The organism is Ruegeria sp. SAZA006 (assembly GCF_059613465.1).
The window spans coordinates 454,660-479,370 of the sequence record NZ_JBXWSO010000014.1; the positions used below are offsets into that span (position 1 = coordinate 454,660).

Sequence of the window (24,711 nt, forward strand, 5' to 3'; positions counted from 1 at the left end):
CTAACCCTCGGGCTGGATGCGGGTGCTGCGCGGCAGGGCCGCGACCGTATCGCCGCAGGTAAAGAAGAAATCGCACCCCAACGGATACAGGTCCGAATTGGCCTGCAGCGCCGCGACATCGGGCACGGAAAGGCGTGCAGTGTCGCGAATGCCCGGCCCTCGCAGGACGGCACCGGAAAGGTCCAACGCGTCGCACTCCACGATCAGGGTGGCGGATCGGTCCGGGTATTCCGGCGTTCCGATCCGGTATTGGTCCAGCGGCACAAGATCCTGCCAGCAGCCGACGGCGAAATCCGCCTGCGCGGCGGGCACGAGGGGCGCACCGGTGTGGAAAGTCAGCCACTGGCGAATGGCCGAACTATCGGCCCCGCCCGCCAAATAAACGCCCGTGTCCGGGTCGCACAGCGTCAGCATCAGCGTTCCGGCGGCGACCGACAGGCCGTCGGGCGGGGTCGCGCCGACCAGCTGCCGCAACTCGCCCGGCCGCGCCATCACGGTCATGGCCGCACGAAAGGCGTGGGCCGCCTGAACCGGCGCGTCGGTGAAGCCGCCTGAAAAACGGGTCTGTGGGGTCATTGATCCTCTCCCCGTACCATCGTGAAGAACTCGACCTTGGTGGCCGCGGCCTTGGCGGCACGGGCCGATCTGGCCGCCTGAACCTGACGGGTCAGCGGCTCCAGGATTTTCGCACGCACCGCGTCGGCGTACCCGGTCTGCATCAGCGCGTCGATCAGAGCGGCGGTTTCGGCATGGGTCTTGTCGCGCCCCTGCACATATCCGTGGCCCTCGGTTCCGTCGGCCAAGACCAGAGCGCAGCGCGTAACCGTCATCTCGCCCAGGTTGAACGGTGCGCCGATGCCGCCTGCCCGCCCCCGCACCATGACGCCGCCGATCTCGGGCGTGCGCAACCACTGGAATTCGGGGCGCGCGCCATAGCCGGACCACAAGGCCGCCAGCGCCTCGGCCGGCGCACGTGCCAGAAGGCCCAGCCAGGCCCGTCGATCACCTGTCGCAATTTTTGTCTGTTCCGCCATCAAAGCCTCTTGGCCAAGTTGTCTACAACTACTATACAACTAGACAAATAATAGCAGGACAACGGGTGACTCGCAACGAATATGCTGTGAAGTTTTGATGACATGAGCCAAACACCGATCTGGAAGACCATCGCATTGGCGCTGACCGCCGACATTGCCGAGGGGCGCTTTGCCACCGGCGACCGCCTGCCGACCGAGGCGCAGTTGGCCGCAACCCACGGCGTGAACCGCCACACGGTGCGCCGGGCCCTGGCCGAACTGGCCCGGCAGGGGCTGGTGCATCCGCGCCGCGGGGCCGGTGTGTTCGTTTCGGCAGCAGCGACCGATTATCCGATCGGCAAACGGGTCCGGTACCACCAGAACATCTCGGCCAGCGGCAAGATTCCGGGCAAGCGGGTGCTGTCGCTGATCACCCGCGCCGCCGACAAGACCGAGGCCGAGGCGCTGAACCTGACCCCCGGCGACCCGGTGCATGTCTATGACGGGTTGTCGCTGGCCGATGGCCAACCGATCGCGGTGTTCCAAAGCGTCTTTCCCGCCGCCCGCCTGCCCGACCTGCCCGAGGCGCTGGCCCAGAACGGCTCGGTCACGCGGGCGCTGCGGCACTGCGGCGTGGCGGACTATACCCGGATCTCGACCCGCCTGACCGCCCGCGCGGCCGATGCGGTTCAGGCCCGGCACCTGCAACTGATTGAGGGCGCGCCGGTTCTGCATTCGGTCGGCATCAATGCCGATCCGCAGGGGCATCCGGTTGAATACGGCAAGACCGTCTTTGCCGGTGAGCGGGTCACTCTGACGCTGGATGACGATCACGGGTGATGCCGGTCAATCCTCGTATTTCTCCAGAAAAGCCTCGGCGGGCAGCGCGCGGAAATCCGGCAGCGCCGCGCGCAGGCGGGCATTGTCCCAATCCCACCAGGCCAGAGCCATCATCCGCTCGGCGACGTGCTCGGGGAACCGGCGGCGGATGGGTTGGGCGGCGACACCCCCGACGATGGTATAAGGCGGCACGTCCTTGGTCACGATCGCCCCAGAGGCGACGATTGCCCCGTGCCCGATCGTCACTTCGGGCTTGATGATGGCCGCGTGGCCGATCCAGGTGTCATGCCCGACATGCGCCAGCCGCCCCGCGCGCAGGGCGAACCAGTCCGCGTCGTCATCGGCATCGTCCCAATAGTCGGCCGAGCGATAGTGGAAGTGATGCAGCGACGCTTTCTCGATCGGATGGTCGGTGGCGCCGATCCGGGTGAAACTGGCGATATTGGCGAATTTTCCGATCCGGGCATTGGCGATGTCGCAGGTCCGGTCACAATAGGAGTAGTCCCCAAACACCGAATTCGTCACCCGCGTTCCGGCACCGATTTCGACAAAGGCGCCAAAGCTGCTGCCGGTTATCTGGCAATCCGGGTGAATGAAAGGCTGATCCGGCCGCAAGCGCGCCATGGTTTGCAAGTCCTCGTATTCGGTTCAAGGCAACATCAGGGGTTTGGCCTGCGGGTCGCGCGGTTTGCGCGCCTTGGGCGGCCCGCCCTGGATCAGTCGCCTGCGCAGCCAGCCCGAGAACCAGTCCATCAGCATGACCATCAGGATGATCAGCACGATGTAATAGGCGACCTCCTCCCAGTCTTTCTGGGTGATGATCGCCTGTGTCAGCAACAGACCGATCCCGCCCCCGGTAATCGCCCCGATCACGGTCGCGCTGCGGGTGTTGGATTCCAAGAAATACAGGAGCTGACTGAGCAGAACCGGAGTGATCTGCGGGATCACCCCAAAACGATATTTCTGCGGCGCATTGGCCCCGGTGGACTGCACCCCTTCGATCTGCTTCTGATCAACATTTTCCAGCGCCTCGGAGAAGATCTTGCCGAAGGTGCCGGTATCGGTGACCAGGATGGCCAGCGCCCCTGTCAGCGGCCCCGGCCCGAAGGCGCGTGCCAGAACCACCGTCCAGATCAACGCATCAACACCGCGCACGAAATCAAAGATACGACGGGTGGCAAATCGGACCGTTCTAAACGGATTGAAATTTCGTGTCGCCAGAAATGCGAGGGGCAAAGCGATCATCCCCGCCCCCAGAGTACCTAGAAAAGCCATCAGAAGCGTTTCAAAGATCGCCCACGCAACATCCTGATGGCGCCACATTTTGTTGGTCCAGAAATCGTCAAATATTTCCGCGGCCTCGCCCGATGCGGCACGCCCCATCAACTGGCTGAAAGACTGACCGTGATAGGGGCTGTCCAGTGTGAACCAGAACAGTTCCCACCCGTTGAAATACCGGAACACCTCGGCCCGGTTGCGTGTCACGGTCAGCCGGCCCGCCGGCGTGGTGATCGCCAGGCGGTTCTTTGACATGTTGATCCAGTCCGGCACCTCGGCAGTCGGCAGCTCGGCCTGCACTCCGGCAGACCGGCTGGGCGTTGCGCGCACTGTTCCGTAACCGGGGATGTCATATTCCACGGTTTCAGGTCCAAAACGAACGATATGGCCATCTTCCAGGTCAATCACCGTGGTTTCGCCCAAAGCGACCCATTCCGGCGCAGTGCCATCCGGGTAAGCACCCTTGCGCTCTCCCTCGATCGCGACGGACACTTGTCCGTTTCGATTGTCCCGGGTCACATGAGTCTTGTAGCTGTAGCTGTCGGATACAAGCGTCTTGCCGTTTTCCCAGTTGGCCCGCTCGGTCAAGCCGGGCACGTCAAAGGCAAAGAAAACATAGACCAGGTATAGAATGACCAGCCCCGGCAACCCGAAACTCACAGCCCGTTTGTGCCGAAAGATGTGGTCGGCTTTGGCTTTCAAGTCGTTGATCGGCAGATCAGTGGCAAAGGTGCTCATGCTGCGGCTCCTTTGGCAGAACCGTGTGTCAGGCGGTCACGCAAAATGCCGGACAGCTGATCCACGGCCACGATGGTGACGAACAGAAGCAGAAAGATGGCCGCCGCCTCGTCGTAACGCCCCTGCCCCCAGGACATGGCGTTGCGCAGTTCGTACCCCAAGCCACCTGCCCCCACAAAACCAAGAATGGCTGAGGCGCGGATGTTGATCTCGAACCGCAGCAGGGCGTAGCTGACATAGTTTGGCCCGACCTGCGGGATCACGCCCAAATACATCCGCTGCGACCAGTTGGCGCCAACCGACTGCAGCCCCTCTACCGGTTTCAGAGAGGCGTTTTCATTCACTTCGGAAAACAACTTGCCCAGAGCACCGGCAGTGTGAATGGCGATGGCAATCATTGCAGGCACAGGCCCGCCGCCCAGAACAAAGATCAGTACCAACGCGATGACGATTTCCGGAACGGCCCGGCAAATATCAGAAATACGGCGAAAAACGGGGATCAATGACGGCCACAGCGCCATGCCGCGGGTGGACATCAGCGCCAGAAAGGTGCCGCCCAGAGTGCCCACCAGCGTGGCCGCGGCGGCGATATTCAGTGTTTCGATCAGCGCGGGAAAGAACTCGACCAAATTTGCGGGCAATTCCCCGATCTTCTCCCAGGCCTCAGTCAGAACCTCGGCAGGGTAATCGAAAATGCGGTTCCACCCATCGGCAAAACTACCGGCGTTTCGCATGTCGGCGGTCCGGAATCCGGCCGCCATAAGAGCCACGAACAGGATCAGGAGTATCCCACCGTAAACCCGTTTGCGACGGGTCATGATGGTGTAATCCTCCCGAATCCGGTCGAGTCCGGCGGTTCCCGCGGTCAGGTCGGTCATGAAAGGCTCCGATGGGGATAGTGGGGTCCGGTTCACCGCCGGACCCCGAACAGAAGTTGCGCAGGCTTAGTTCGACTTCAGCTTGCGGGCTTCAATGATGATTTCGTAGGCCTCGTGGGTGATCGGCTCGAATGCTTTGGCTTCACCTGCGGCCACGCCATAGAAACACTCACGGTCTTTGTCGGCCAGCCCGGCCATCAGAGCCGTCATCTTCTCTTTGACATCTGCCGGCAATGCCTTGCGTAGAACCACCGGACCTTCGGGGATCGGCTTCGATTTCCAGATTTCGACCATGTCGTTCATGTCGACCAGTCCGGCATCCACGGCGCGGCGCAGCGCGCCCGAATTGTAGCCGTCTTCCCAGTTGCCCAGACCATCGGCCCAGGTCACGCCACCATCCACGTCACCGTTGTTCACGGCGACAATTGTCTGCTCGTGGCCACCGGTGAACTTCACTTCACCGAAGTAGTCGCCCGACTCCATCGTCGCACCCGTTGCCTGAGGGATTTCGATCGAGGGGATCAAATAGCCCGAGGTCGAGTTCGGATCACCAAAGCCAAACACCTTGCCTTTCATGTCATCAAGCGAGGTGATGCCGCTATCCTTGCGGGCGAACCCGACCGAGTAGTAGCCATACCCGCCATCTACGTTCACCTTGACCAGAACCGGCTCAACCGCCTCGGGGTCGCTGAGATAGGTTTTGGCATAGGCGGAGGCGCCCAGCCAAGCCATGTCGATCGTGCCGCCCAGCAGGCCCTGGATCACGCCGTTGTAGTCAGCCGGGGCGAACAGCTTGGTTTCGACACCCAGCGCGTCCTCGGTGTATTCACGCAGACATTCGTTGTTGTTCAGACGGTCCTGTGCGTTTTCTCCGCCCAGTATGCCGATCCGGAATTCGCTGATCTCCTCAGCCATGGCAGGCGCGCTCAGGGCAGTGGTCGCGACCAGGGCGGCAACAAGTTTCTTCATCTGTCTCTCTCCAGGTTGATTGGCCCACCCCATTCATCGGGCCGGGCGATGAATGAGGTGTTTGGGGCTCAGATTGTGGCCTCGGCTTCCATCAGAGCCTTCCGGGTGGCATCCAGCGTTTCGATCTCGGTCGAGGTCGCGGCCTCAGAGAAGCTGGCATCAGCGCCGTAGATCTCGCGGGCGACGCCGGTGGTCAGCTGCTCGGGCAGGCCGTCGAACACGATGCGTCCGTCGCGCATCCCGACCACGCGGTCGCAATAGCGGCGCGCGGTGTCCAGCGTGTGCAGATTGGCGATCACGGTACGGCCGTCCTCTTCGTGGATGCGGCGCAGGGCCTGCATCACGACTTGCGCGTTCATAGGGTCCAGCGAGGCGATGGGCTCATCGGCCAGGATGATCTTGGGGTCCTGCATCAGCGCCCGCGCGATGGCGACACGCTGCTGCTGCCCGCCCGACAGCGCCTCGGCCCGTTTGGGGGCATGTTCGGCGATGCCAAGACGGTCGAGAATGTCGATGGCGCGATGGATGTCTTCCATCGGGAACAGGTTGAACATTGTCGCCAGCGTCGAGTGCCGGTTCAGCGTTCCATGCAGGACATTCGAGACCACATCCATGCGGGGCACAAGGTTGAATTGCTGAAAGATCATCGCGCAATCGGCCTGCCACGCACGTTTTTCGCGCCCTTTCAGCGTTGTCACGTCGCGACCGTGAAACAGGATCTGCCCGGCGCTGGCATCGGTCAGGCGGTTGATCATACGCAGCAGGGTGGACTTGCCCGCGCCCGACCGCCCGATGATCCCGATCATGCATGGCTTGTCGACGTCCAGCGTTGCGGTGTCGACGGCGGTATTGTCGCCGAAGCGCTTGGTCAGTTTTTCGATGCGCAGCACGTGCCACCCCCAATTCGTGATGGAGGTCGTCTACAGCTGGTGCTCAACGGTGATGTGTCGATCCGGTGAAGCTTTTGTAACGGGCTGAAAGCCGATGGCCTGTGCAAGGGCTGGGCAATGCCGCTCGTCCCGTCTATACGCGGGCTCAACACCTAAACCATCAGATCTGTCACATGAGGCCGCCATGAGCTTTGACCGCAAGATCAAGATCGCACCGTCGATCCTGTCCGCCGATTTCGCCAATTTCGGACAGGAAATCCAAGCCATCGAGGCCCAAGGCGCCGACTGGGTCCATGTTGACGTGATGGACGGTCATTTCGTGCCAAATCTCACCTTCGGCCCGCCGGCGGTCAAAGCGTTCCGCCCGCATGTCAAGACGGTGATGGATGTGCATCTGATGATCACGCCGGTCGATCCTTACATCCAGGCCTATGCCGATGCCGGCGCGGACTATCTGACGGCCCATGTCGAGGCCGGTCCGCACACGCACCGCACGTTGCAGGCGATCCGCGCGGCCGGAATGAAGGCAGGCGTGGCGCTGAACCCGGGCACTCCGGCCGACGCGGTCGAGCACCTGCTGGATCTGGCCGATCTGGTCTGCGTGATGACGGTGAACCCCGGCTTTGGCGGGCAGAAATTCATCGACATGACCACGAAGGTCCGCCGCCTGCGCGAGATGATCGGCGACCGTCCGGTGCATATCCAAATCGACGGGGGAGTCGATCCCACGACCGCCCCGTTGGTCGCAGCGGCCGGTGCCGACGTTCTTGTTGCCGGTTCAGCGGTCTTCAAGGGCGGGTCGGTTGCGAACCCCGAAGTCTATGGCCAGAACATCCGCGCCATTCGCGCCGCAGCCGAAGACCACGCGGTCTGACGGCGGCTCCCGCCCGTCGTCGACGTTTTTTCGCAAAACGTCTCCTCCTGTTGGGCCCGGCATCGCGCATGGCGCGATGCCGGGCCCAAGGCCGAAAGCGGGATCGGCGCAGCCGATGTCGCGGGGGCGCGGGAGCCTTTTGCGGATTGCGCCCCTAGACCAGTTGATCCGCGAAATGCGTCAACAGCCTGTGTTTGAGGATCTTGCCCGTGGGCGCGGCGGGCAGTGACTTGGCCAGCACGATCCGGCTGGGCCGTTTGTAGCCCGCAAGACGTTCCGCCACGAACACCGCCAACTCTGCCTCGGACACAGCGCCGATTTCAGGCACCTGAACAAAGGCCAGCACCTGTTCGTCGCCGCCCACCCGATGCCCGATCACCGCAGACTGGATCACCTGCGGGTGGTCGTTCAGCGCGGCCTCGACCTCGGGCGGATAGACGTTGAAGCCGCCGTGAATGATCAGTTCCTTGGCGCGGCCGACGACGTGCAGATTGCCCTGCGCGTCCAGACGGCCGAGGTCGCCCGTGCGCAACCATCCCTGGGCCAGAACCCGGCCCGTTTCTTCCGCATTGCGATAGTACCCTTTCATCACATGCGGGCCGCGCGTCAGGATCTCGCCCACGCCATCTCCGCCGCCGGGTATTGTTTCGTCAATGCGCAGATCGACCCCCGGCAAGGGCGGGCCGACCGAGATATCCGGATCCCCGATCCGGTTGTGCGAGGCGCAGATCCCCGCCGTGCTTTCGGTCATGCCATAGCCGTTCTGCAGCGCGACGCCATAGAACGCCTCGGCCTTGCGTTTCCACGCCGGATCCAGCGGGGCAGCCCCGGACGAAGTGTAGCGCAGGGCGCCCGAGGGCAACCGCTCCAACCCCTGTTCCTTGGCATATTGCATCAGCAGCGCATGCATCTGCGGCACACCCGAAAACACCGTGACGCCCGCGTTCAACGCGGCAAAGGCGCGGTCCGCCGCGAACCGGGCATCCAGCTGGACGAAGGCCCCGGCCAGTGCCGACCCGGTGACGATCGAAGCCAACCCGAAGATGTGCGAAATCGGCAGCACGCCATAGACCACGTCATCCTGCGTCAGCCCTCGGAAATTCGCCGAGGTCAGCCCGCCGAACCGCAGGTTTTCGTGAGTCAGCATCACGCCCTTGGGCGTTCCGGTCGTGCCGGTGGTGAAAAGCATCGCCGCGACATCCGCCAGATCGGGGTCGGGCGCGCTCGGGTTCGGCGCGGCCAGGTGCATCTGCCCGAAGGCCCCGGACACTGGCCGAGCCCCGGCCCTTTGCGCATGGTCGCGCGCCTCCGGCGACGCCGCCGATGTGAACAGGATCACCGCCGGAGTCACGTGACCCACGATGCGTGCCAATTCAGCCTCGGTCTGGCGGGCGTTCACCGGCACCACGCAAGCGCCGATCCGGGAACAGGCAAACAGCGCGGCCACCGCCGCATTGCAATTCTCAAGCACCAGCATGACCCGATCGCACGGGCGCACCCCCGAGGCCAGCAGGATGTCTGACAGCTCGGCAATCGCGCGGTCGAGGTCAGCAAAGCTCCAATCGGCGCCGAACCCGTCGGCAAAGGCGCGAGCCCGCGGGCGGGCCCGGATCTGGGCATCCGGATAGTCGTGCCATTTGTTCATGTTCCTTCGCCCTCCCCTGCACCGGAACCGGTTTTGCGCTCAGCGTTTCGTGGTGCGCTTGAACACTCCAGCCGCCGTCGCGATCAGGGTTCCGTCGTCGCCGTGCAACTCTCCGGTCACATAGGCCAGCGTGCGCCCGCCACCCGTTGCGCGCCCCGTGGCCGTCACGCGCCCCTGACGCACCGCCGCCACATAGCTTGTGTTCAGTGACAGGGTCAGAACCAGCGGATGTTCGTCCCGGTCGAACCAGGCCGAGGCGGTGTTGCCGCAAGCCACGTCCAGCAGCATGGCGATGATGCCGCCATGCAGGATGCCCTGGCTGTTCAGGTGATCCACCCGGATGGTCAAATGGCACCGTGCCCGGCCGTCGAGGTCGGACAGATCCACCTCGAACCCGATCGCGTTCTGACAGCCCGACCGCCGGACTCTTGGGTCGTCTTCAGGCTGCGCCGAGTGCAATGAACCGCTCCAAATGATAATCCGCGTCGCCGAACCTGTGATCCGACATGACGATCCGCTTGGCAATATGCGCCAGCTCATATTCCTGCGTCATGGCGATGCCGCCATGCATCTGGATCGTTTCCTCGGCCGCCAGCCGGCCCACCCGCGACACCAGGTTGCGGGCCGCGGCAATCTGCCGGTCACGATCGGGTGCTTCAAGGTGCCCTGCCGCGTTGATAACCGCCGAGCGCGCCTGCTCCAGCTCGATCAGCATGTCCGCGAACCGGTGTTGCAGGGCCTGAAAGGTCCCGATCGGGCGGCCGAATTGCTTGCGCGTCATCAGGTATTGCCGCGTCAGTTCCACCGCGCTTTCCATCGCGCCCAAAACCTCGGCCACCAGCGCGACATTGGCTGCGGCCACAACGTTCATCAGCGGATCGAACCCCTGCCCCGCGGCGCCCAGACGCGCGGTTTCCGGCAGGCGCACATCGTCCAGAGTCACCTCGGCCGCGCGGCCTCCGGCCAGCATCGGATACCCGCGCAGACCCAGCCCCGGTGTATCAGCGGGCGCCAGGAACAGCGAAATGCCGTCCAGATCGAACGGCCCGCCCGTTTCACGTGCGGATACGATCAGCTGCCCGGCGGCCTCGGCATTCACGACCACGGCCTTGCGCCCGTTCAGGATCAGGTCCGTGCCGTCGGTCCGCACGGTGGTCTCGACCCGGCTCAGGTCATACCGGCTGGCAGGCTCACCATGCGCCAGAGCCAGATGCAGCGCGCCCGAGATCACCTGATCCAACAGGGTCCGCTGATCAGGGCTGCCCACCTGCGCGATCAGCCGACCGCCCAGAATGCAACTGTCCAGAACCGGCTCGACCACCCCGGCCCGGCCCAGTTCCTCGAACACGGTGGCGATGTCAAAGCCCGCCCCGCCGAACCCGCCATCCGCTTCGTCGAACAACGCGCCCAGAACGCCCAGATCGGCCAGTTCGCGCCAGATGTCGGCGCTGAACCCCGCCGCGCTGTTCAGAATGTCGTTGCGCACCGGAGTCGTGTAGCGGTCGGCCAGATAGCGCCGCAGCGTGTCCTGCAGCATCTGCCGTTCTTCGGTCAGGTTGAAATCCATCTCAGCCCCCCATCTTGACCTTGGCGATGATCCCGCGCTGGATCTCGTTCGACCCGCCGAAGATCGACAGTTTCCGGTTGTTGAAATACTGGGCGGCGACCGGCGCGGCATAGTCCGGCCCGATCGGGTCGTTGTCGCCCGCCACCGCCTCGGAGGCGAAAGGCATCGCATAAGGCCCCACCGCGCGGCGGGCGAGGTCGTTGATCTCCTGCCGGATGATCGTGCCCTTGACCTTCAGCATCGAGCTTTCGACCCCCGGTGCCTGTCCGGCCGCGGCCTTGCTGATGATGCGCATGTTGGTGGTGGCCATTGCCATCAGGTCGATCTCGACCCGCGCCAGCCGGGCGGCGAAATGCGGGTTCTCGATCAGGGGGCGGCCATTCGCGGTTTCGATCCGGGCAATCCGTTTGACCATGTCCAGCCCCGCCTGGCTGAAGCCGACACCGGCGATGTTGGTGCGTTCATGCGTCAGCAGATACTTGGCATAGGTCCAGCCCTTGTTCTCCTCGCCCACCAAGTTTTCGACCGGGACGCGCACATCGTCAAAGAACACCTCGTTGACCTCGGGCGTTCCGTCCAGCAGGACGATGGGGCGCACCTCGATCCCCGGCGTGTTCATGTCGATCAGCAGGAACGAGATTCCTTCCTGTGCCTTGACCTCGGGGTCGGTGCGAACCAGGCAGAAGATCCAGTTGGCGTATTGCGCCAGCGTGGTCCAGGTCTTCTGGCCATTGACGACATAGTGGTCGCCGTCCCGCACCGCGCGGGTCTTCAGCGAGGCCAGGTCCGACCCGGCACCCGGCTCGGAATAGCCCTGGCACCACCAGTGTTCACCATTCAGGATGCGCGGCAGGAAATAGTCCTGCTGCGCCTTCGAGCCGAATTTCTGCAGCACCGGGCCCAGCATCGACAGTCCAAACGGCACGATGCGCGGCGCATAGGCGGCGGCGCATTCCTCCTCGAAGATATGGCGCTGAACCGCGTTCCACTCGGCGCCGCCAAACTCCTTCGGCCAGTTGAAATTCAACCAGCCGCGCTCGTTCAGCGTGGCATGCCACCATTCATACCCTTCCTTGCCGATGTTCCGGCCAGCCCGGATCTTGTCCGAGATCTCCTTGGGCAGTTTCTCGGCCAGAAAGGCGCGAACCTCGTCGCGAAAGGCCTTCTCCTCGTCCGTATAATTCAAGTCCACAGCCGCCCTCCTCCTCGACGCGATCGGAACCTTGCCTGCTCGGCCCCACGGGCCGGGCTGCGCCGGGCCGGCCCTCGATGGGCTGGCTCGGCGCCCCTTTCTTCAATAGATCTCGAACAAACCGGCCGCGCCCATGCCGCCGCCGATGCACATGGTCACGACACCCAGCTTGGCCCCGCGCCGCCGCCCTTCGCGCAGCAGATGCCCGACCATCCGCGCGCCGGTCATGCCGAACGGATGCCCGATGGCGATCGAGCCGCCGTTCACGTTGCATTTCTCGTCATCGATTCCCAAACGGTTGCGGCAGTACAGCGCTTGCGAGGCGAAGGCCTCGTTCAGTTCCCACAGGTCGATGTCCTCGACCCTCAGACCATGCCGTTCCAGCAGGCGCGGCACCGCAAAGACCGGACCGATGCCCATCTCGTCGGGCTCGCACCCCGCCACGCAGAACCCCTTGAACGCGCCCATTGGCTCCAGTCCCCGACGCTCTGCTTCGGCGCTGTCCATCACGACTACCGCGGCTGCGCCGTCCGACAACTGGCTGGCATTGCCGGCGGTGATGTAGTTTCCGGGGCCCCGCACCGGCTCGAGTGAGGCCAGCCCTTCCAGGGTCGTGTTCGGCCGGTTGCATTCATCCCGGTCCACGGTGACCTGACGGTGCGATATCTCGCCCGTCTCTTTGTCCTTGACCGCCATGGTGGTCTGAATCGGCACGATCTCGTCGTCGAACTTGCCCGCCGCCTGCGCCGCCGCGATGCGCTGCTGCGACCGCAGGCCGTAGGCGTCCTGTTCTTCGCGGCTTATGCCATAGCGCTCGGCCACGATGTCGGCGGTCTCGATCATTGTCATGTAGATCGCCGGCTTGTGCTCCTGAATCCACGCCTCGGGCACGGGGCGGGTCTTCGGCTGGACCAGCGAGATGCTCTCGACCCCGCCGGCCACGATGGGGCCCGCGCTGCCCTCGGTGACGGCCTGCGCCGCCAGCGCCACGGTCTGCAGCCCCGACGAGCAGAACCGGTTCACGGTCATCCCCGAAACGCTGACCGGCAGCCCGGCCCGGATGGCGATCTGGCGGGCGATGTTGCCGCCGGTCTCGCCCTCGGGGAAGCCGCAGCCGATGATGCAATCCTCGATCTCGGTGCCGTCCAGCCCCGAGCGCGCGACCGCGGCCTGAACCGCGTGGCCGCCCATCGTGGCGCCGTGGGTCATGTTGAACGAGCCCCGGAACGACTTGGCCAGCCCGGTGCGTGCGGCGGATACGATTACGGCTTGTTTCATCACTGAGCGTCCTTGTTCAGATCGTCAAAGCTGCGGCCCTCGGCCACGAGTTTTTCCAGCAGCGGCGCGGGTTGCCAGAAATAGTCATCCTCGGCCGACCAGGCGCGGATGTCGTCCAGAATACCCGGCAGACCCTGCAGATCGGCCCATTTCAGCGGCCCGCCGCGATAGCGCGGGAACCCATAGCCATAGAGCAGCACCACATCCACGTCCAAGGGGCGGCGCGCGATGCCCCCGCCCACCACCTTGGCGGCCTCGTTGACCATCGAGACCATATATCGCCGCACGATCTCGTCATCCGTGAACGTGCGCGGGGTGATGCCCTGCGCTGCGCGGTCGGCCGCGATCAGGTCCAGAACCTCGGGGTTGGGCGTGCCACCGCGCTTTCCCTTTTCATAGACATAGAAGCCCTGGCCGGTCTTCTGTCCGAAATGCCCGGCCTCGCACAGTTTGTCGGCATAGCTGCTGTCGCGGGCGCGTGGATCCAGCCCCTCGGCGCGTTTGCGTTTGCGCACCGCCCAGCCGATATCCAGCCCGGCCAGATCGGACACCGCGAACGGCCCCATGGCAAAGCCGAAATCGGTCAGCGCCTTGTCGATCTGGAACGGGCTTGCCCCGTCCAGGACCATGTGGTCGGCGCAGGTGCGATAGGTGCTGAGGATCCGGTTGCCGATGAACCCGTCGCACACCCCTGCGCGCACCGAGACCTTTTTCAGCCGATGCCCCAGCGCAAAACCGGTGGCGACCACCTCGGGCGCGGTCTTGTCAGCCACCACGATCTCAAGCAGCTTCATCACATGGGCGGGCGAGAAGAAATGCAGCCCGATCACGTCCTGCGGGCGCGTGGTGGTGGCGGCGATTTCATTGACGTCCAGATACGAGGTGTTGGTCGCCAGAACCGCCCCCGGTTTGCAGACCGCATCCAGCTGGGCAAAGACCTGTTTCTTGACGTCCATATCCTCGAACACGGCCTCGATTACCAGATCGACGGCGCTCAGCGCGTCATAACCGGTGGCAAGCTGCAACTGGTCCGACAGGATCGAGTCGTACTGCTGCTGGCTGATCTTGCCGCGCTTCAGGGCCCCTGACAGGTTTCCGGCGATCCGGTCCTTGGCCGCATCGGCGGCCTCCTGCGTCATCTCCAGCAAGGTCACGGGCAGACCTGCCAACAAGGCGGCGGTGGCGATCCCCGCGCCCATCGTGCCGCCGCCGATGACCCCGATCTGATGCACCGGACGCGGCTCGACACCCTTCAGTTCGGGCAGCTTGCCCACGGCGCGTTCGGCAAAGAAGGCGTGAATCAGGCCCTTGCGCTGATCCGATTCCATCAACTGCATGAACAACTCCCGCTCGCGCGCCATGCCTTCGGCAAAGCTGGGCGCCTCGCAGGCGGCTTGCACGGCACGCACGGCGACAGCTGGGGAAAGCTGGCCCCGGCCCTTCTTTAGAACGGCCTCGTAGACCGCATCGAAATCGACAGGGTCCGGCGCGGGCATCTCTCCGACCGCGCGGCGGGGCGCGCCCGAGTCAAGCAGCTCCTGCGCATAGGCCAGCCCGATCTCGCGCGGGTCGCCATCCTGCACCTTGTCGATCACGCCCAGCTTCAGCGCCTCGTCGGCGCGGACATGGCGGCCGGTGGTGATCATGTCCAGCGCGGCCTCGACCCCGGCCACGCGCGGCAGACGTTGGGTACCGCCGGCACCGGGCAGAATGCCCAGATTGACCTCGGGCAGGCCGACTTTGGCCGAGGGGACCGCGACACGGTAATGGCTGGACAGCGCAACCTCGAGCCCGCCGCCCAGCGCCGTGCCATGCAGCGCCGAAACCACCAGCAGGGGCGAGGCCTCGATCCGGTCGCACAGGCCGGGCAGCCAGGGCTCCTGCGGAGGTTTGCCGAACTCGCGGATGTCGGCCCCCGCGAAATAGGTCCGGCCCTTGCCGTAGATCAACACCGCCTTTGCTCCCTCGGCCTCGGCCCGTTCGATCCCGGCCAGCAGGCCCCGGCGCACGTCCACGCCCAGCGCATTTACCGGCGGGTTGTTCGCCGCCAGCACCGCGATATCGCCAATCCGTTCGTATTCCACCGCCTCGGACATCAGACTTGGTCTCCTCTTGCCAACCAGAGCTTGTTCCGCATTGCGGAACAATATTCCGCAACAGATTGAACCCGTCCGCGCGCGGGTTCAACCCCTTATACCCGACTGCGCCGCCGGGCCGCATTTCTTGCCGGCGAGCGGGCCCCAAACAACTTGTGAACCGGATCGCGGAAAACCGTGCTAGGCTTTGCCCACCCGGCCAATGAATTCGGCCAGGAACGAAAACAGATTGCAGAACAGGGAGTTTTGAAATGTGTGACGTTTGCGTAATGAACGCGGTGAAAGACCGGATGCTGTCGCGCCGGTCCTTTTTCAAGGCTGGCGCGGCGATGGCGGCAGGCACGGCGCTTGGGACGGTAGCAGCCCCGCCGGCGCTTGCGGCCGGCCATGGCGAGGTGCTGGACATGACCCATGTCTACGATGCCGATTTTCCCACCTATTTCGGCCAGCCGGGGATCGAGGCGACGCAGGCCTTCAATTTCAAGGAACATGGCTTCAACCTGTTCAACCTTGCCGTCAACGAACACACCGGCACGCATGTCGATGCCCCGCTGCATTTCTCGGCGGATGGGCAGTCGGTGGACGAAATCCCGGTCGCGAACCTCGTCTGCCCTCTGTGCGTGGTGGACATTGCCGCCCGCGCGGCCGAGAGCCCGGATGCCCAGGTGACCCCCGATGACCTGAAGGCGTGGATCGCCGCAAATGGCGACATCCCCGATGGCGCCTGTGTCGCCATGCATTCGGGATGGGCCGCCAAGACCGCCACGCCCGAGTTTCGCAACGCCGACGGCGACGGCAAGATGCATTTCCCCGGCTTCCATGTCGAAGCGGCGCAGATGCTGATCGAAGGTACCGGCGCCGTTGCGCTGGCCGTCGACACGCTGTCACTGGATCACGGGCCATCGGCCGATTTCGTGACGCATTACGCGTGGCTGCCCACCAACCGTTACGGCATCGAAAACCTGGCCAATCTCGACAAGGTGCCCGCCAGCGGAGCGACGCTGGTGGTCGGCGCGCCAGCCCATCGTGGCGGATCGGGCGGACCGGCGCGTATCTTTGCGATGGTCTGAACATGGCCACGGTCCGCCTGTTGACGGACGAGGAGGTCAGCGCCGAGGCGCTGGCCGTCTTCGATGACATCCGCGCCACCCGCAACACCGATTACATCAACAATTTCTGGCGCGCTCTGGCCCATGACCCGGCGCTGCTGAAAGCGACGTGGGAGCGGCTCAAGACCGTCATGGCCCCCGGCGCGCTGGACCCGTTGATGAAGGAGATGCTGTATGTGGCGGTTTCAGTCGCCAACAATTGCGAATACTGCGTGCACTCCCATTCGGCCGCGGCCCGCGCCAAGGGCCTGACCGATCAGATGCAGGCCGAACTGCTGGCGGTGATCGCGATGGCCAGCCAGACCAACGCCCTAGCCACCGCTTTGCAGGTGCCGGTGGACGACCAGTTCAAGGCCTGAGCCTGCGCCTGTCGGGCCAGACTTGCACCAGATGCACAGCGGCTATTCCCTCAAGTGCCTAGCTGCACTGCAGCATCAGGTCTAAATCTCTTTGGTCACATACAGACCAGAGAGGCTCCGCTCATGGCAGAGACAAGCACGCACCGCCCGGCAATCCTGAACCTGTTTTCGGCCGTCGCCGATGTGTTCAGCGGCATCTATGATGCTTTGATCCGCATGGGCGAAGCAAATGCCAAGGTCATCAAGATCAAGCAACTCAGCGAGTTGACCGACGAAGAACTGGCTGTGCGCGGCCTCAAGCGCGAAGACATCGTTCGCCTGGTGATGGCGGGCGTCTACTAAGACACGCCCGCACTCTGCATTTCGGCCACGGCCTGCGCGGCCTTGGCATAGGCGGCTTTGCACAGGTCAAAGTCCGCTTCGGTCAGCGCCAGGGAGGGATAGGTCTTGCCCGGCGACTTGAACATCCCGTTCTGCATCAGAACTGCATTGAACCGGGTTGCCTTGGCCGTGTCCGCGCGGACCACATCGCGATAATCCCGCACCTTTCCTTCCGTGAACACGATTTCGAACAGGGTCGGATCGCCGATGACGCGATGGGCAACCCCCCGCTTGGTCAGCGCGGCCGAGGCCATGTCTATCAGACGCTGACCATTGGCGCGCAGCCGGTCGTACTGACCGGGACGGCGCAGCACCTCCATCGTCTTGAGCCCGGCCACCGCGGCCACCGGATTGCCCGACAGTGTCCCCAACTGCATCAGCCACTTCTCTGGCCCAACGGCGGATTTGTCGAAATGGGCCATGATCTCGGCCCGCCCGGCGATCGCGGCCAGGGGAAAGCCGCCGCCGATGATCTTGCCCAGCGTGGCGATGTCGGGGGTCACGCCATACAGCTCCTGCGCGCCGCCATAGGCGAAACGAAACCCGGTCACCACCTCGTCGAAGATCAGCACGATGCCGTACTTGTCGGCCTCGTCCCGCAGAAGCTGCAAGAAACCGGGTTCGGGCGGGATGATGCGTTGCAAAGGCTCGACGATGATGCCCGCGACCTGGTTGCCGTGCTCGGCCAGCAGCGAGCGGATGTAGTCCGGGTCATTGAACGGCGCGATCAGCATTTCGGCCTGAACGCTGGCCGGTATGCCCGCACTGTCGGGAACCGCCTGCGGGAAATTCACCATCCGCGACGGGGCCAGGCTCATTTGCGCCTCGGCGCTCATGCCGTGATAGCCGCCTTCGAACTTCACGATCTTGTCGCGGCCGGTAAAGGCGCGGGCCAGCCGGATCGCGTACATGTCGGCCTCACCGCCGGACGAGACATAGCGGATCTGATCGGCGCAGGGCACGGCGGCGCAGATCTCCTCGGCCAGTTCGACCGCGCGCGCGTTGTTGGCGAAAAACGTCATGCCCTTGGGCATCTGTTCGGCGACGGCCTCCAACACCTCGGGGTGGCCATGGCCCAGCAGCATCGGCCCCGAGCCGATCAGCAGGTCGACATATTCCGTCCCGTCTTCGTCCCAGACGCGGCTGCCGCGGCCCTCACGGATGAAAACCGACGGGTCGAAATTGCCAAAGCCGCCGCCGGGCAGCACCGCGCGGGAGCGTTGGCCCCAATCGGATTGGCTGAGATGTCGCGGCATGGTCGCCTCCCTAATCCAGTATCACGTCCGGCGCGCCCAGGTATTCGCGGTCGGGCGTGACGCCCAGGCCGGCCCCATCGGGCGGCGCGATCCGACCGCCCTTGCGGGCCGGGCCATCCGGCGCCAGCCGCGGCGCGACATAGCCCGACAGGTCGCACACGTTCATCAGGCGCGCGGGTTCAGTGGCCGCGCCCAGATGCAGCAGAGCGGCTGTGGTGATGTCAGACCCCCAGGTGTCTTCGACGCACATCTTCGCCCCCAGATGCAGGCACAGGTCACGCGCGCGGCGCGCTACCGACAGCCCACCGAATTTCGACAGCTTCACCGCGACCGCATCCATGCAGCCCAGCGCATGCGCGGCCAGCAGGCTGGCGGTGTCGTGTGCGCATTCGTCCAGCTTCATCGGCAGGCCGGTGGCAGCGCGCACGCGGGCGCAATCTTCAATCGTGGCACAGGGCTGTTCCAGCATCACATCCAGATCCGCGACCGCCCGCCCCACCCGGCTGGCGTACAAAGACGTGGCGCCGCAGTTCCAGTCGCCATAGACCAGCGGCCCATCGCCCACCGCCTCGCGTACCAGACGCAGGCGTTCGACATCGGCCTGCCAATCGGCATCCGCGCCCAGCTTGACCTGGAACTGGGTGATGCCCTGTGCCTTTGCCTCGCGGGCGATGCGGGCCATCTCGGCCGGGGCGATGCAGGTGATCGAGTGATAGAGCGGCATCGTCTGCGCCCGCCGACCGCCTAGCAGCGCATGCAGCGGCAGCCCTGCCACCTGCCCCGTCAGATCCCACAGCGCGATGTCGATCGCCGATTTGGCATAGACATGCCCCGGCAGGTGCCGGTCCAGCCGCGCCATCAACGCCTCGGGTCCGATCGGGTCGGCGCCCAGCAGAACCGGGGCCATGTCCTGAACCGCCGGGGCCACGCCGCGCGCATAGGCGGGCAGGTAATGCGGAATCGGGCAGACCTCGCCCCAGCCGGTCAGATCGTCATCGGTGTCCAGCGCCAGAACCACCGTTTCAACCGTGTCACAGGCCTTGCCGTCGGCCATGTAATAGGCCTGATGGCTGGTCAGCGGCACATGCCAGAGCGAGATGCGGGTGATGCGGGTCATTGGTACACGGCCTTTTGTTCCCCCAGTGCATCTTCATCCGGGGCTACGCCGAGGCCGGGGGCCTCGGGCAGTTCAAGATGGCCCTGACGGTTGCGTGGACCGCGCCCGCCCGCAACGTCCAGCGTCAGCATGTCCTGACAGGCCCAGACGCCCAGGCGGTTGTGATCCGGGATGGTGGCGGCCAGATGCAGCGCCTCGGTATCGGCCAGAACCGAGCCGCCGGTGGCCATCACATACATGTCGATGCCATGCGCCAGCGCGATGTCCCGAATCCGCGTGGCCTTGGTCAGGCCGCCGACACGGTTAAGCTTGATCCCGAAGACCTCGGCCAGCCCGTCGCGGGCAATGCGCGTGGCATCCTGCAGGGTGACCAGGCTTTCATCCACGCTGACCGGCGCGGAATGCAGGGCCCGGATGGCGGCAATGTCGTCCAGCGTCTCGCCGGGTTGTTCGAACATCACGCCCAGATCCTCGGTGGCTTTCATCACCCGCAGCGCCTGTTGTCGTGTCCAGGCGCGGTTGACGTCATAAAGGATGCGCTCACCCGCTGGGCGGTGCGCCTCGACATCGCGGATGCGTTCTATGTCACGCTCCACGTCGCCACCCACTTTGACCGAATGTACCCAATAGCCGCGGTCACGATAGCGATCCATCACCGCGCGGGTTTCCTCGACGGTCTTGGCCCCGACTGATGAGGCGATCGGCGCGGGGCTGCGCGACCCGCCGCCCATCAGATCGGCAATCGGCAGCCCGGCCGCCTGTCCGGCAATGTCCCAGCAGGCCATGTCGATCGGCGACTTGGCATAAAGATGCCCGGGCAGCGCGTGGTCCATCGCCCGCTCGACCTCTAGAACCCGGCGGGGGTCCAGCCCGAGGACGAAGGGCGCCATGGTCTCGATCCCCGCCCGGATGCCCGCCCCATGCGCGGGTACATAGGTGTGGCCCCATGGCGTGCCCTCGCCCCAGCCGGTCAGCCCGGCATCGGTTTCGATCTTGACGAAGGTGGCATCCAGCACCTCGAATTTCAGACGTCCGCCGGACAACCAATAGGGATGTTCAAGCGGCAGATCGACGTGAAAGACCGAGATGCGGGTGATCTTCATGCGGCGTCCATTCTGGGCAGGTCGTTCAACCCCTCGCCCCGCCAAAGTACGAACGTGAGGATCGGCTGATCCCCTGTGGACATGGCGTGGCTTTGCCAACTGGCGTGCCAGCGCGTGCCCTCAGCGCCCACAAAGGCCCGATCTCCGCCAACCCTGAAGACCGCGCCGCCCGCCAGCGTCAGGTACAGCTCCTCGGCCTGGTGGCTGTGCCAGTCATAGTCCAGCCCGGCTCCCCAATAGGCGACATAGCCCCGCAGCTGGGTCGAATGGAAATGACCGGTTGGCCCGAACAGTTCGAAATACCCGTACCGATTGCGGAAATCGGCGCCGACCTCTGCCTCGGTATAGGTTCGTTTCCAGTGGGCAAGATGCGCCGCCGACCGGACCGCCTGAACCAGCCCCGTTGTCCGGGGGGATCCGGGTTGATCCAGCGCCTGCACCAGTGGCATGGCGGGGATCGCCCGCGGTTGCAAACCGGTCGCGGTCAGGTCGGTGGGCCAGTTGCCGAATTCGGACAGCGCCGGCAGGCTCTGATGCAGGTGCCGCGCGGCTTCGAGAACGTTTTCCAGGGTCATGGGATCACCACGATGTTGCCGGTATGACGCTTGTCGATGAAGGCCTGCTGGGCCTCTCGCAGCTCAGTCAACGGGTAAGTGGCGGCCAAAGCTGGCTTGATTTGCCCATTTTCTATGTATTTCACGACATCAAAGAAGTTCTGCGGCGTGTTCACGGTCGACCCGGTGAAGGTCAGATCGCGCAGATAGAAGGTGCGCAGGTCGAATTGCACGATCGGACCGGCAATCGCGCCCGAACAGGTATAGCGCCCGCCACGCTCCAGCATGTCGATCAGTTTGGGCCACATCTCTCCGCCCACGACATCAGCGACGACGGTGATCCGTTCGCCTTTCAGCTCGGCCCGGAGGTTCCTGGGGTTGCGCGGCAGGATGCGATCCGGGCCCAGTTTGGCGACCTCGGGGTGTTTGGCTTCGCTGGCCATGGCGATCACGCGTGCGCCGCGCAGCTTGGACAGCTGGATCAGCGCCCCGCCCACACCGCCCGAGGCGCCAGGGATCAGAACCGTGTCGCCCTCGCCGACCTGCGCCCTGTCCAACATGCCCTCGGCCGTCACGTAGGAGCAACTGAAGGTCGCCAGTTCCGCATCGCTCAGGTCGGAGTCGATCGCCGCCACGCCGCGGATGTCGGCCTTGGTGTATTCGGCAAAGCCGCCGTCACATTCCGAGCCGAAATACCCGGCCTTGTCGCGGTTCATCGGCTCGGACCAGTCGCGCAGCCAGCCCGCCACGATCACCCGCCGGCCGATGATCGCAGGATCGGCCCCCTCGCCCACGGCCACGACTGTTCCGACCGCGTCCGCGCCCTGGATGCGTGGGAAGGTCAAAGGTGCGCCGCCCCAAGTGCTGTCGTCGTCATCCACCTCGGAATAGGCGCCGCCGGTGGTGGCCTCGTCCACCGCCTTGGAATACCAGCCGGTGCGGGTGTTCACATCCGTGTTGTTCAGCCCGCAGGCGCCGACCTTGATCAACACCTCCATCGGGCCGGGTGTGGGCGTGGGCCAGTCCTCGTGCCATTCGTATTTGTCCAGATCGCCATGCCCCGTCAGGACCATGGCCTTCATGGTCTTCGGGATCATTCTGCAGCCTCCATCGCGGTATCGGTGCGGGGCCGGAGGCTTTGCGGGTCATAGGCGGGCGCACCCAGGATCCGCCCGGGACGCGGCGCGCCGGCGATCACCACCTGCACTTCGGTTCCCGCCACATTGGCCTGCGGATTGACATAAGCAAAGGCAAGGATCTTGCCGACCGTGTGCCCGTAGGCCACCGAAGCGGTGGAACCCACGACCTTGCCGTCCAGCAGGACCGCCTCGCCGCCGTGCCCATCGTTCTGGCCATCCGGTTCGATCTCCAGATAGGCGCAGACCCAGCGCAGATCGGGGTTCAGGGTCCGGTCTTTGCCCAGGTATTCCTTGTCGGTGCGGGCAAAGCGCAGCACGTCGGCCTCGGCCAGGGTGACCTCGTTGGTCAACTCGCCCGCGCCCTTGAAGGCCTTCTCCATCCGCAGCGCGTTCATAGCGAACGACCCGTAATCGGCGATGCCCAGCGGCGCGCCCGCGGCCCAGAGCGCATCGTAGACGGCCAAGGCGCTGTCACGCGGCATATGCAGTTCCCATCCCAATTCACCGGCATAGGACATGCGGAAAGCCCAGAGCCGGTGACCCGCCACGTCGATTTCCTGCGCGGTCAGCCACTTGAAACCGGCATTGCTCAGATCCGCCTCGGTGCAGGCGGCCAGAACCTCGCGCGCCCGGGGGCCATTGAGGCTGAGCGCGGCCCAGTCGTCGGATCGCAGGGTGATATCGACGTTTTCTTCGTCGCGATGCTGGGTCAGGTGATCCAGCATGCGCTGCTCGAAGAAGGCGGCACAGACGAGGTAGTACCGGTCCTCGGCCAGTTTCACGACCGTGGTCTCCAGCTCGATCCGTCCACGGCGGTTGAGCATGTGGGTCAGCGCGATGCCGCCCACCTTTTGCGGCAGGCGGTTGGCAACCAGCCGGTTCAGCAGGGCCCGGGCATCCGGGCCGCTGACCTCAACCTTGGTGAAAGCCGAGATATCCATGATGCCGACCGCCTCGCGCACGGCCCTGCATTCGGCGGCGACCATGTCGTGCACCACATTGCGGCGGAAGGAATAATGGTCGCGCTGTTCAACGCCATGCTTTGCGAACCAGCGGGGGCGCTCGTGGCCATAGGCCTCTTCGAACACCGCCCCCTTGGCTTTCAGCCGGTCATACAGCGGGGACGGCTTGATCGGCCGCCCGGCAAGACGGTTGAAATGCGGAAACGGAATTTCGTGGCGCAGCTTGTAATCTTCATGCGCCTTGGTGACCTGCCAGTCTTTGGTGGCATAGGCCCCGAACCGGCGCGGATCATAGTCGCGCATCGAGATGTCCGCCGCCCCATGCACCATCCACCGCGCCAGTTCGCGCGTCAGGCCCGGGCCCCAGCCGATGCCGATCTGCGTGCCGCAGCAGCACCAATAGTTTCGCACCCCCGGCGCCGGGCCGATCAGCGGATTGCCGTCGGGCGGGTGCGAGATCGCCCCGTGAACCTCGCGCTGGATCCCCAGATCGGCAAAAACCGGCATCCGGTTCAGGCTCTCCTCAAGCCACGGCATAACCCGGTCGTAATCGGCATCGAACAGCCAGTTTTCATAGTCCCACGGGCAATGGTCGTGCCAGACCGAATTCGAATTCTCCTTCTCGTAGATCCCGATCAGCCCGCGCTTCTGCTCCATGCGGATATAGCCCGAGACCTTGCGATCATCGCGGATCACCGGTAGCTCGTGATCGAGGTCCTGGAACTGTGGCACCGGTTCGGTCACGAAATAGTGGTGAGTCATCGAGGTCATCGGCAGTTGCAGGCCCGACCATTCGCCCATCTGTCGGGCATAGGTGCCGCCCGCATTCACCACGTGTTCGCAGCGGATCGTGCCCCGTTCGGACTGGACCACCCATTCGCCATTGGCCGCCTGGGTGATGTTGGTGGCCCGGCAGCGGCGGATGATCCGCGCGCCCAGCTGACGCGCCCCCGCCGCCATGGCCATGGTCACGTTCGTCGGGTCCACATGCCCGTCGTCCGGCGTATGCAGCGCGCCCAGAACCCCGTCGAGGTTGTAGAACGGGTGCAGTTCGGCCACGCGGTCGGCACCGACCAGTTCAATGTTGAAGCCCAGCGACCGGCCCACCGACAGGGTATGGCGCAGCCAGTCCATCTCGTCTTCGGTATAGGCCAGCCGGAACGAGCCGCAGCCGTGCCATGTCACCGCCTGCCCGGTCTCGGCCTCAAGCGCACCGGAATATAGCCCGATGTTGTAGTCCACGCATTTGCCCAGACCAAAGGAACTTGTCGAATGGGTGATCTGCCCGGCCGCATGCCAGGTGCTGCCGCTGGTCAGCTCGGCCTTTTCCAGCAGAACGACATCCGTCCAGCCCTCATGCGCCAGGTGATAGGCCAGACCGACGCCCATGACACCCCCGCCCACGATCACCACGCGGGCCTTTGACGGCAGTTCCTTCCCGGACATGATTTTTCCTCTCACCGAGTCGCTTTT

At 64.5% G+C, this 24,711-nt stretch carries 24 protein-coding genes; 5 read left to right on the top strand and 19 right to left on the bottom strand.

The features are described 5' to 3' along the window. Positions 1–576, bottom strand: a complete 576-nt coding sequence (gene phnH, locus AC2FNZ_RS14365; protein WP_496841039.1) for a phosphonate C-P lyase system protein PhnH — start codon at positions 574–576, stop codon at positions 1–3. Continuing rightward, positions 573–1,034, bottom strand: coding sequence for a phosphonate C-P lyase system protein PhnG (gene phnG / locus AC2FNZ_RS14370; protein ID WP_496834088.1), 462 nt, complete (start codon positions 1,032–1,034; stop codon positions 573–575). Before phnG ends, phnH begins: the two co-directional genes overlap by 4 nt. Positions 1,035–1,136: 102 nt before the next feature. Between phnG and phnF the strand changes: the two genes are divergently transcribed. Then, positions 1,137–1,853 (top strand): phosphonate metabolism transcriptional regulator PhnF, encoded by a 717-nt coding sequence (phnF, locus tag AC2FNZ_RS14375; RefSeq protein ID WP_170460193.1) that lies wholly within the window; start codon positions 1,137–1,139, stop codon positions 1,851–1,853. Positions 1,854–1,859: 6 nt separating this feature from the next. On the opposite strand, the gene AC2FNZ_RS14380 is transcribed toward phnF, so the two are convergent. The 5 genes from AC2FNZ_RS14380 to phnC all read right to left on the bottom strand — a co-directional run bounded on the left by AC2FNZ_RS14380 (position 1,860) and on the right by phnC (position 6,606). Beyond that, positions 1,860–2,477, bottom strand: coding sequence for an LbetaH domain-containing protein (locus AC2FNZ_RS14380; protein WP_496841040.1), 618 nt, complete (start codon positions 2,475–2,477; stop codon positions 1,860–1,862). 24 nt (positions 2,478–2,501) lie between these two features. Beyond that, positions 2,502–3,869, bottom strand: a complete 1,368-nt coding sequence (gene phnE / locus AC2FNZ_RS14385) for a phosphonate ABC transporter, permease protein PhnE (protein ID WP_496834090.1) — start codon at positions 3,867–3,869, stop codon at positions 2,502–2,504. Then, on the bottom strand, positions 3,866–4,747 hold the full coding sequence (gene phnE, locus AC2FNZ_RS14390; RefSeq protein WP_496841041.1) for a phosphonate ABC transporter, permease protein PhnE: 882 nt from the start codon (positions 4,745–4,747) through the stop codon (positions 3,866–3,868). The genes phnE (AC2FNZ_RS14385) and phnE (AC2FNZ_RS14390) overlap by 4 nt, the downstream gene beginning before the upstream one ends. Before the next feature lie 66 nt (positions 4,748–4,813). Next, positions 4,814–5,716 (bottom strand): phosphonate ABC transporter substrate-binding protein, encoded by a 903-nt coding sequence (phnD, locus tag AC2FNZ_RS14395; RefSeq protein ID WP_170339782.1) that lies wholly within the window; start codon positions 5,714–5,716, stop codon positions 4,814–4,816. 68 nt (positions 5,717–5,784) lie between these two features. Next, positions 5,785–6,606: a phosphonate ABC transporter ATP-binding protein gene (phnC, locus tag AC2FNZ_RS14400; protein ID WP_475142878.1), complete on the bottom strand. Its 822-nt coding sequence runs from the start codon at positions 6,604–6,606 to the stop codon at positions 5,785–5,787. Between the two features lie 184 nt (positions 6,607–6,790). Here phnC and rpe point away from each other — a divergent pair, with 184 nt between their 5' ends. After that, a complete protein-coding gene (rpe, locus tag AC2FNZ_RS14405; protein ID WP_496841042.1) occupies positions 6,791–7,480 on the top strand; it encodes a ribulose-phosphate 3-epimerase in 690 nt (229 codons plus the stop codon). A 154-nt stretch (positions 7,481–7,634) separates the two neighbouring features. On the opposite strand, the gene AC2FNZ_RS14410 is transcribed toward rpe, so the two are convergent. From AC2FNZ_RS14410 to AC2FNZ_RS14435, 6 genes are all read right to left on the bottom strand, one after another. Further along, the gene (locus AC2FNZ_RS14410; RefSeq protein ID WP_093964534.1) at positions 7,635–9,125 is read right to left on the bottom strand and encodes a class I adenylate-forming enzyme family protein; all 1,491 of its coding nucleotides are present in this window, start codon (positions 9,123–9,125) and stop codon (positions 7,635–7,637) included. Between the two features lie 39 nt (positions 9,126–9,164). After that, positions 9,165–9,584, bottom strand: coding sequence for a PaaI family thioesterase (locus tag AC2FNZ_RS14415; protein WP_496841043.1), 420 nt, complete (start codon positions 9,582–9,584; stop codon positions 9,165–9,167). Continuing rightward, the gene (locus AC2FNZ_RS14420) at positions 9,565–10,692 is read right to left on the bottom strand and encodes an acyl-CoA dehydrogenase family protein (RefSeq protein ID WP_496841044.1); all 1,128 of its coding nucleotides are present in this window, start codon (positions 10,690–10,692) and stop codon (positions 9,565–9,567) included. The genes AC2FNZ_RS14415 and AC2FNZ_RS14420 overlap by 20 nt, the downstream gene beginning before the upstream one ends. Position 10,693: 1 nt before the next feature. Then, positions 10,694–11,884 carry an acyl-CoA dehydrogenase family protein gene (locus AC2FNZ_RS14425; protein ID WP_496841045.1) on the bottom strand — a complete coding sequence of 397 codons (1,191 nt, stop codon included), beginning with the start codon at positions 11,882–11,884 and terminating at the stop codon, positions 10,694–10,696. Between the two features lie 102 nt (positions 11,885–11,986). Then, entirely contained in the window at positions 11,987–13,162 is a 1,176-nt protein-coding gene (locus AC2FNZ_RS14430) for an acetyl-CoA C-acyltransferase (protein ID WP_496841046.1), read from the bottom strand. Then, positions 13,162–15,258 carry a 3-hydroxyacyl-CoA dehydrogenase NAD-binding domain-containing protein gene (locus AC2FNZ_RS14435; RefSeq protein WP_496841047.1) on the bottom strand — a complete coding sequence of 699 codons (2,097 nt, stop codon included), beginning with the start codon at positions 15,256–15,258 and terminating at the stop codon, positions 13,162–13,164. Before AC2FNZ_RS14435 ends, AC2FNZ_RS14430 begins: the two co-directional genes overlap by 1 nt. A 251-nt stretch (positions 15,259–15,509) precedes the next feature. Between AC2FNZ_RS14435 and AC2FNZ_RS14440 the strand changes: the two genes are divergently transcribed. The 3 genes from AC2FNZ_RS14440 (at position 15,510) to AC2FNZ_RS14450 (ending at position 17,068) form a co-directional block, all read left to right on the top strand. After that, positions 15,510–16,328, top strand: a complete 819-nt coding sequence (locus AC2FNZ_RS14440; RefSeq protein WP_496841048.1) for a cyclase family protein — start codon at positions 15,510–15,512, stop codon at positions 16,326–16,328. 2 nt (positions 16,329–16,330) lie between these two features. Beyond that, positions 16,331–16,726: a carboxymuconolactone decarboxylase family protein gene (locus AC2FNZ_RS14445; RefSeq protein ID WP_170440446.1), complete on the top strand. Its 396-nt coding sequence runs from the start codon at positions 16,331–16,333 to the stop codon at positions 16,724–16,726. Positions 16,727–16,849: 123 nt separating this feature from the next. Beyond that, positions 16,850–17,068, top strand: a complete 219-nt coding sequence (locus tag AC2FNZ_RS14450) for a DUF1127 domain-containing protein (RefSeq protein ID WP_496841049.1) — start codon at positions 16,850–16,852, stop codon at positions 17,066–17,068. Here AC2FNZ_RS14450 and AC2FNZ_RS14455 read toward each other — a convergent pair. From AC2FNZ_RS14455 to AC2FNZ_RS14480, 6 genes are read right to left on the bottom strand one after another with little or no spacing between them, the layout of a single operon-like run. After that, positions 17,065–18,363 carry an aspartate aminotransferase family protein gene (locus AC2FNZ_RS14455; RefSeq protein WP_496841050.1) on the bottom strand — a complete coding sequence of 433 codons (1,299 nt, stop codon included), beginning with the start codon at positions 18,361–18,363 and terminating at the stop codon, positions 17,065–17,067. The genes AC2FNZ_RS14450 and AC2FNZ_RS14455 overlap by 4 nt on opposite strands. 10 nt (positions 18,364–18,373) lie before the next feature. Then, positions 18,374–19,480, bottom strand: a complete 1,107-nt coding sequence (locus AC2FNZ_RS14460; protein ID WP_496841051.1) for a mandelate racemase/muconate lactonizing enzyme family protein — start codon at positions 19,478–19,480, stop codon at positions 18,374–18,376. Next, positions 19,477–20,583, bottom strand: a complete 1,107-nt coding sequence (locus tag AC2FNZ_RS14465) for a mandelate racemase/muconate lactonizing enzyme family protein (RefSeq protein ID WP_496841052.1) — start codon at positions 20,581–20,583, stop codon at positions 19,477–19,479. Before AC2FNZ_RS14465 ends, AC2FNZ_RS14460 begins: the two co-directional genes overlap by 4 nt. Next, complete coding sequence (locus AC2FNZ_RS14470) at positions 20,580–21,158, bottom strand: dimethylsulfonioproprionate lyase family protein (RefSeq protein WP_496841053.1); 579 nt, start codon at positions 21,156–21,158, stop codon at positions 20,580–20,582. Before AC2FNZ_RS14470 ends, AC2FNZ_RS14465 begins: the two co-directional genes overlap by 4 nt. Then, positions 21,155–22,234: an alcohol dehydrogenase family protein gene (locus AC2FNZ_RS14475; RefSeq protein WP_496841054.1), complete on the bottom strand. Its 1,080-nt coding sequence runs from the start codon at positions 22,232–22,234 to the stop codon at positions 21,155–21,157. Before AC2FNZ_RS14475 ends, AC2FNZ_RS14470 begins: the two co-directional genes overlap by 4 nt. Continuing rightward, a complete protein-coding gene (locus tag AC2FNZ_RS14480) occupies positions 22,231–24,684 on the bottom strand; it encodes an FAD-dependent oxidoreductase (protein ID WP_496841055.1) in 2,454 nt (817 codons plus the stop codon). The genes AC2FNZ_RS14475 and AC2FNZ_RS14480 overlap by 4 nt, the downstream gene beginning before the upstream one ends. Positions 24,685–24,711: the final 27 nt, after the last annotated feature.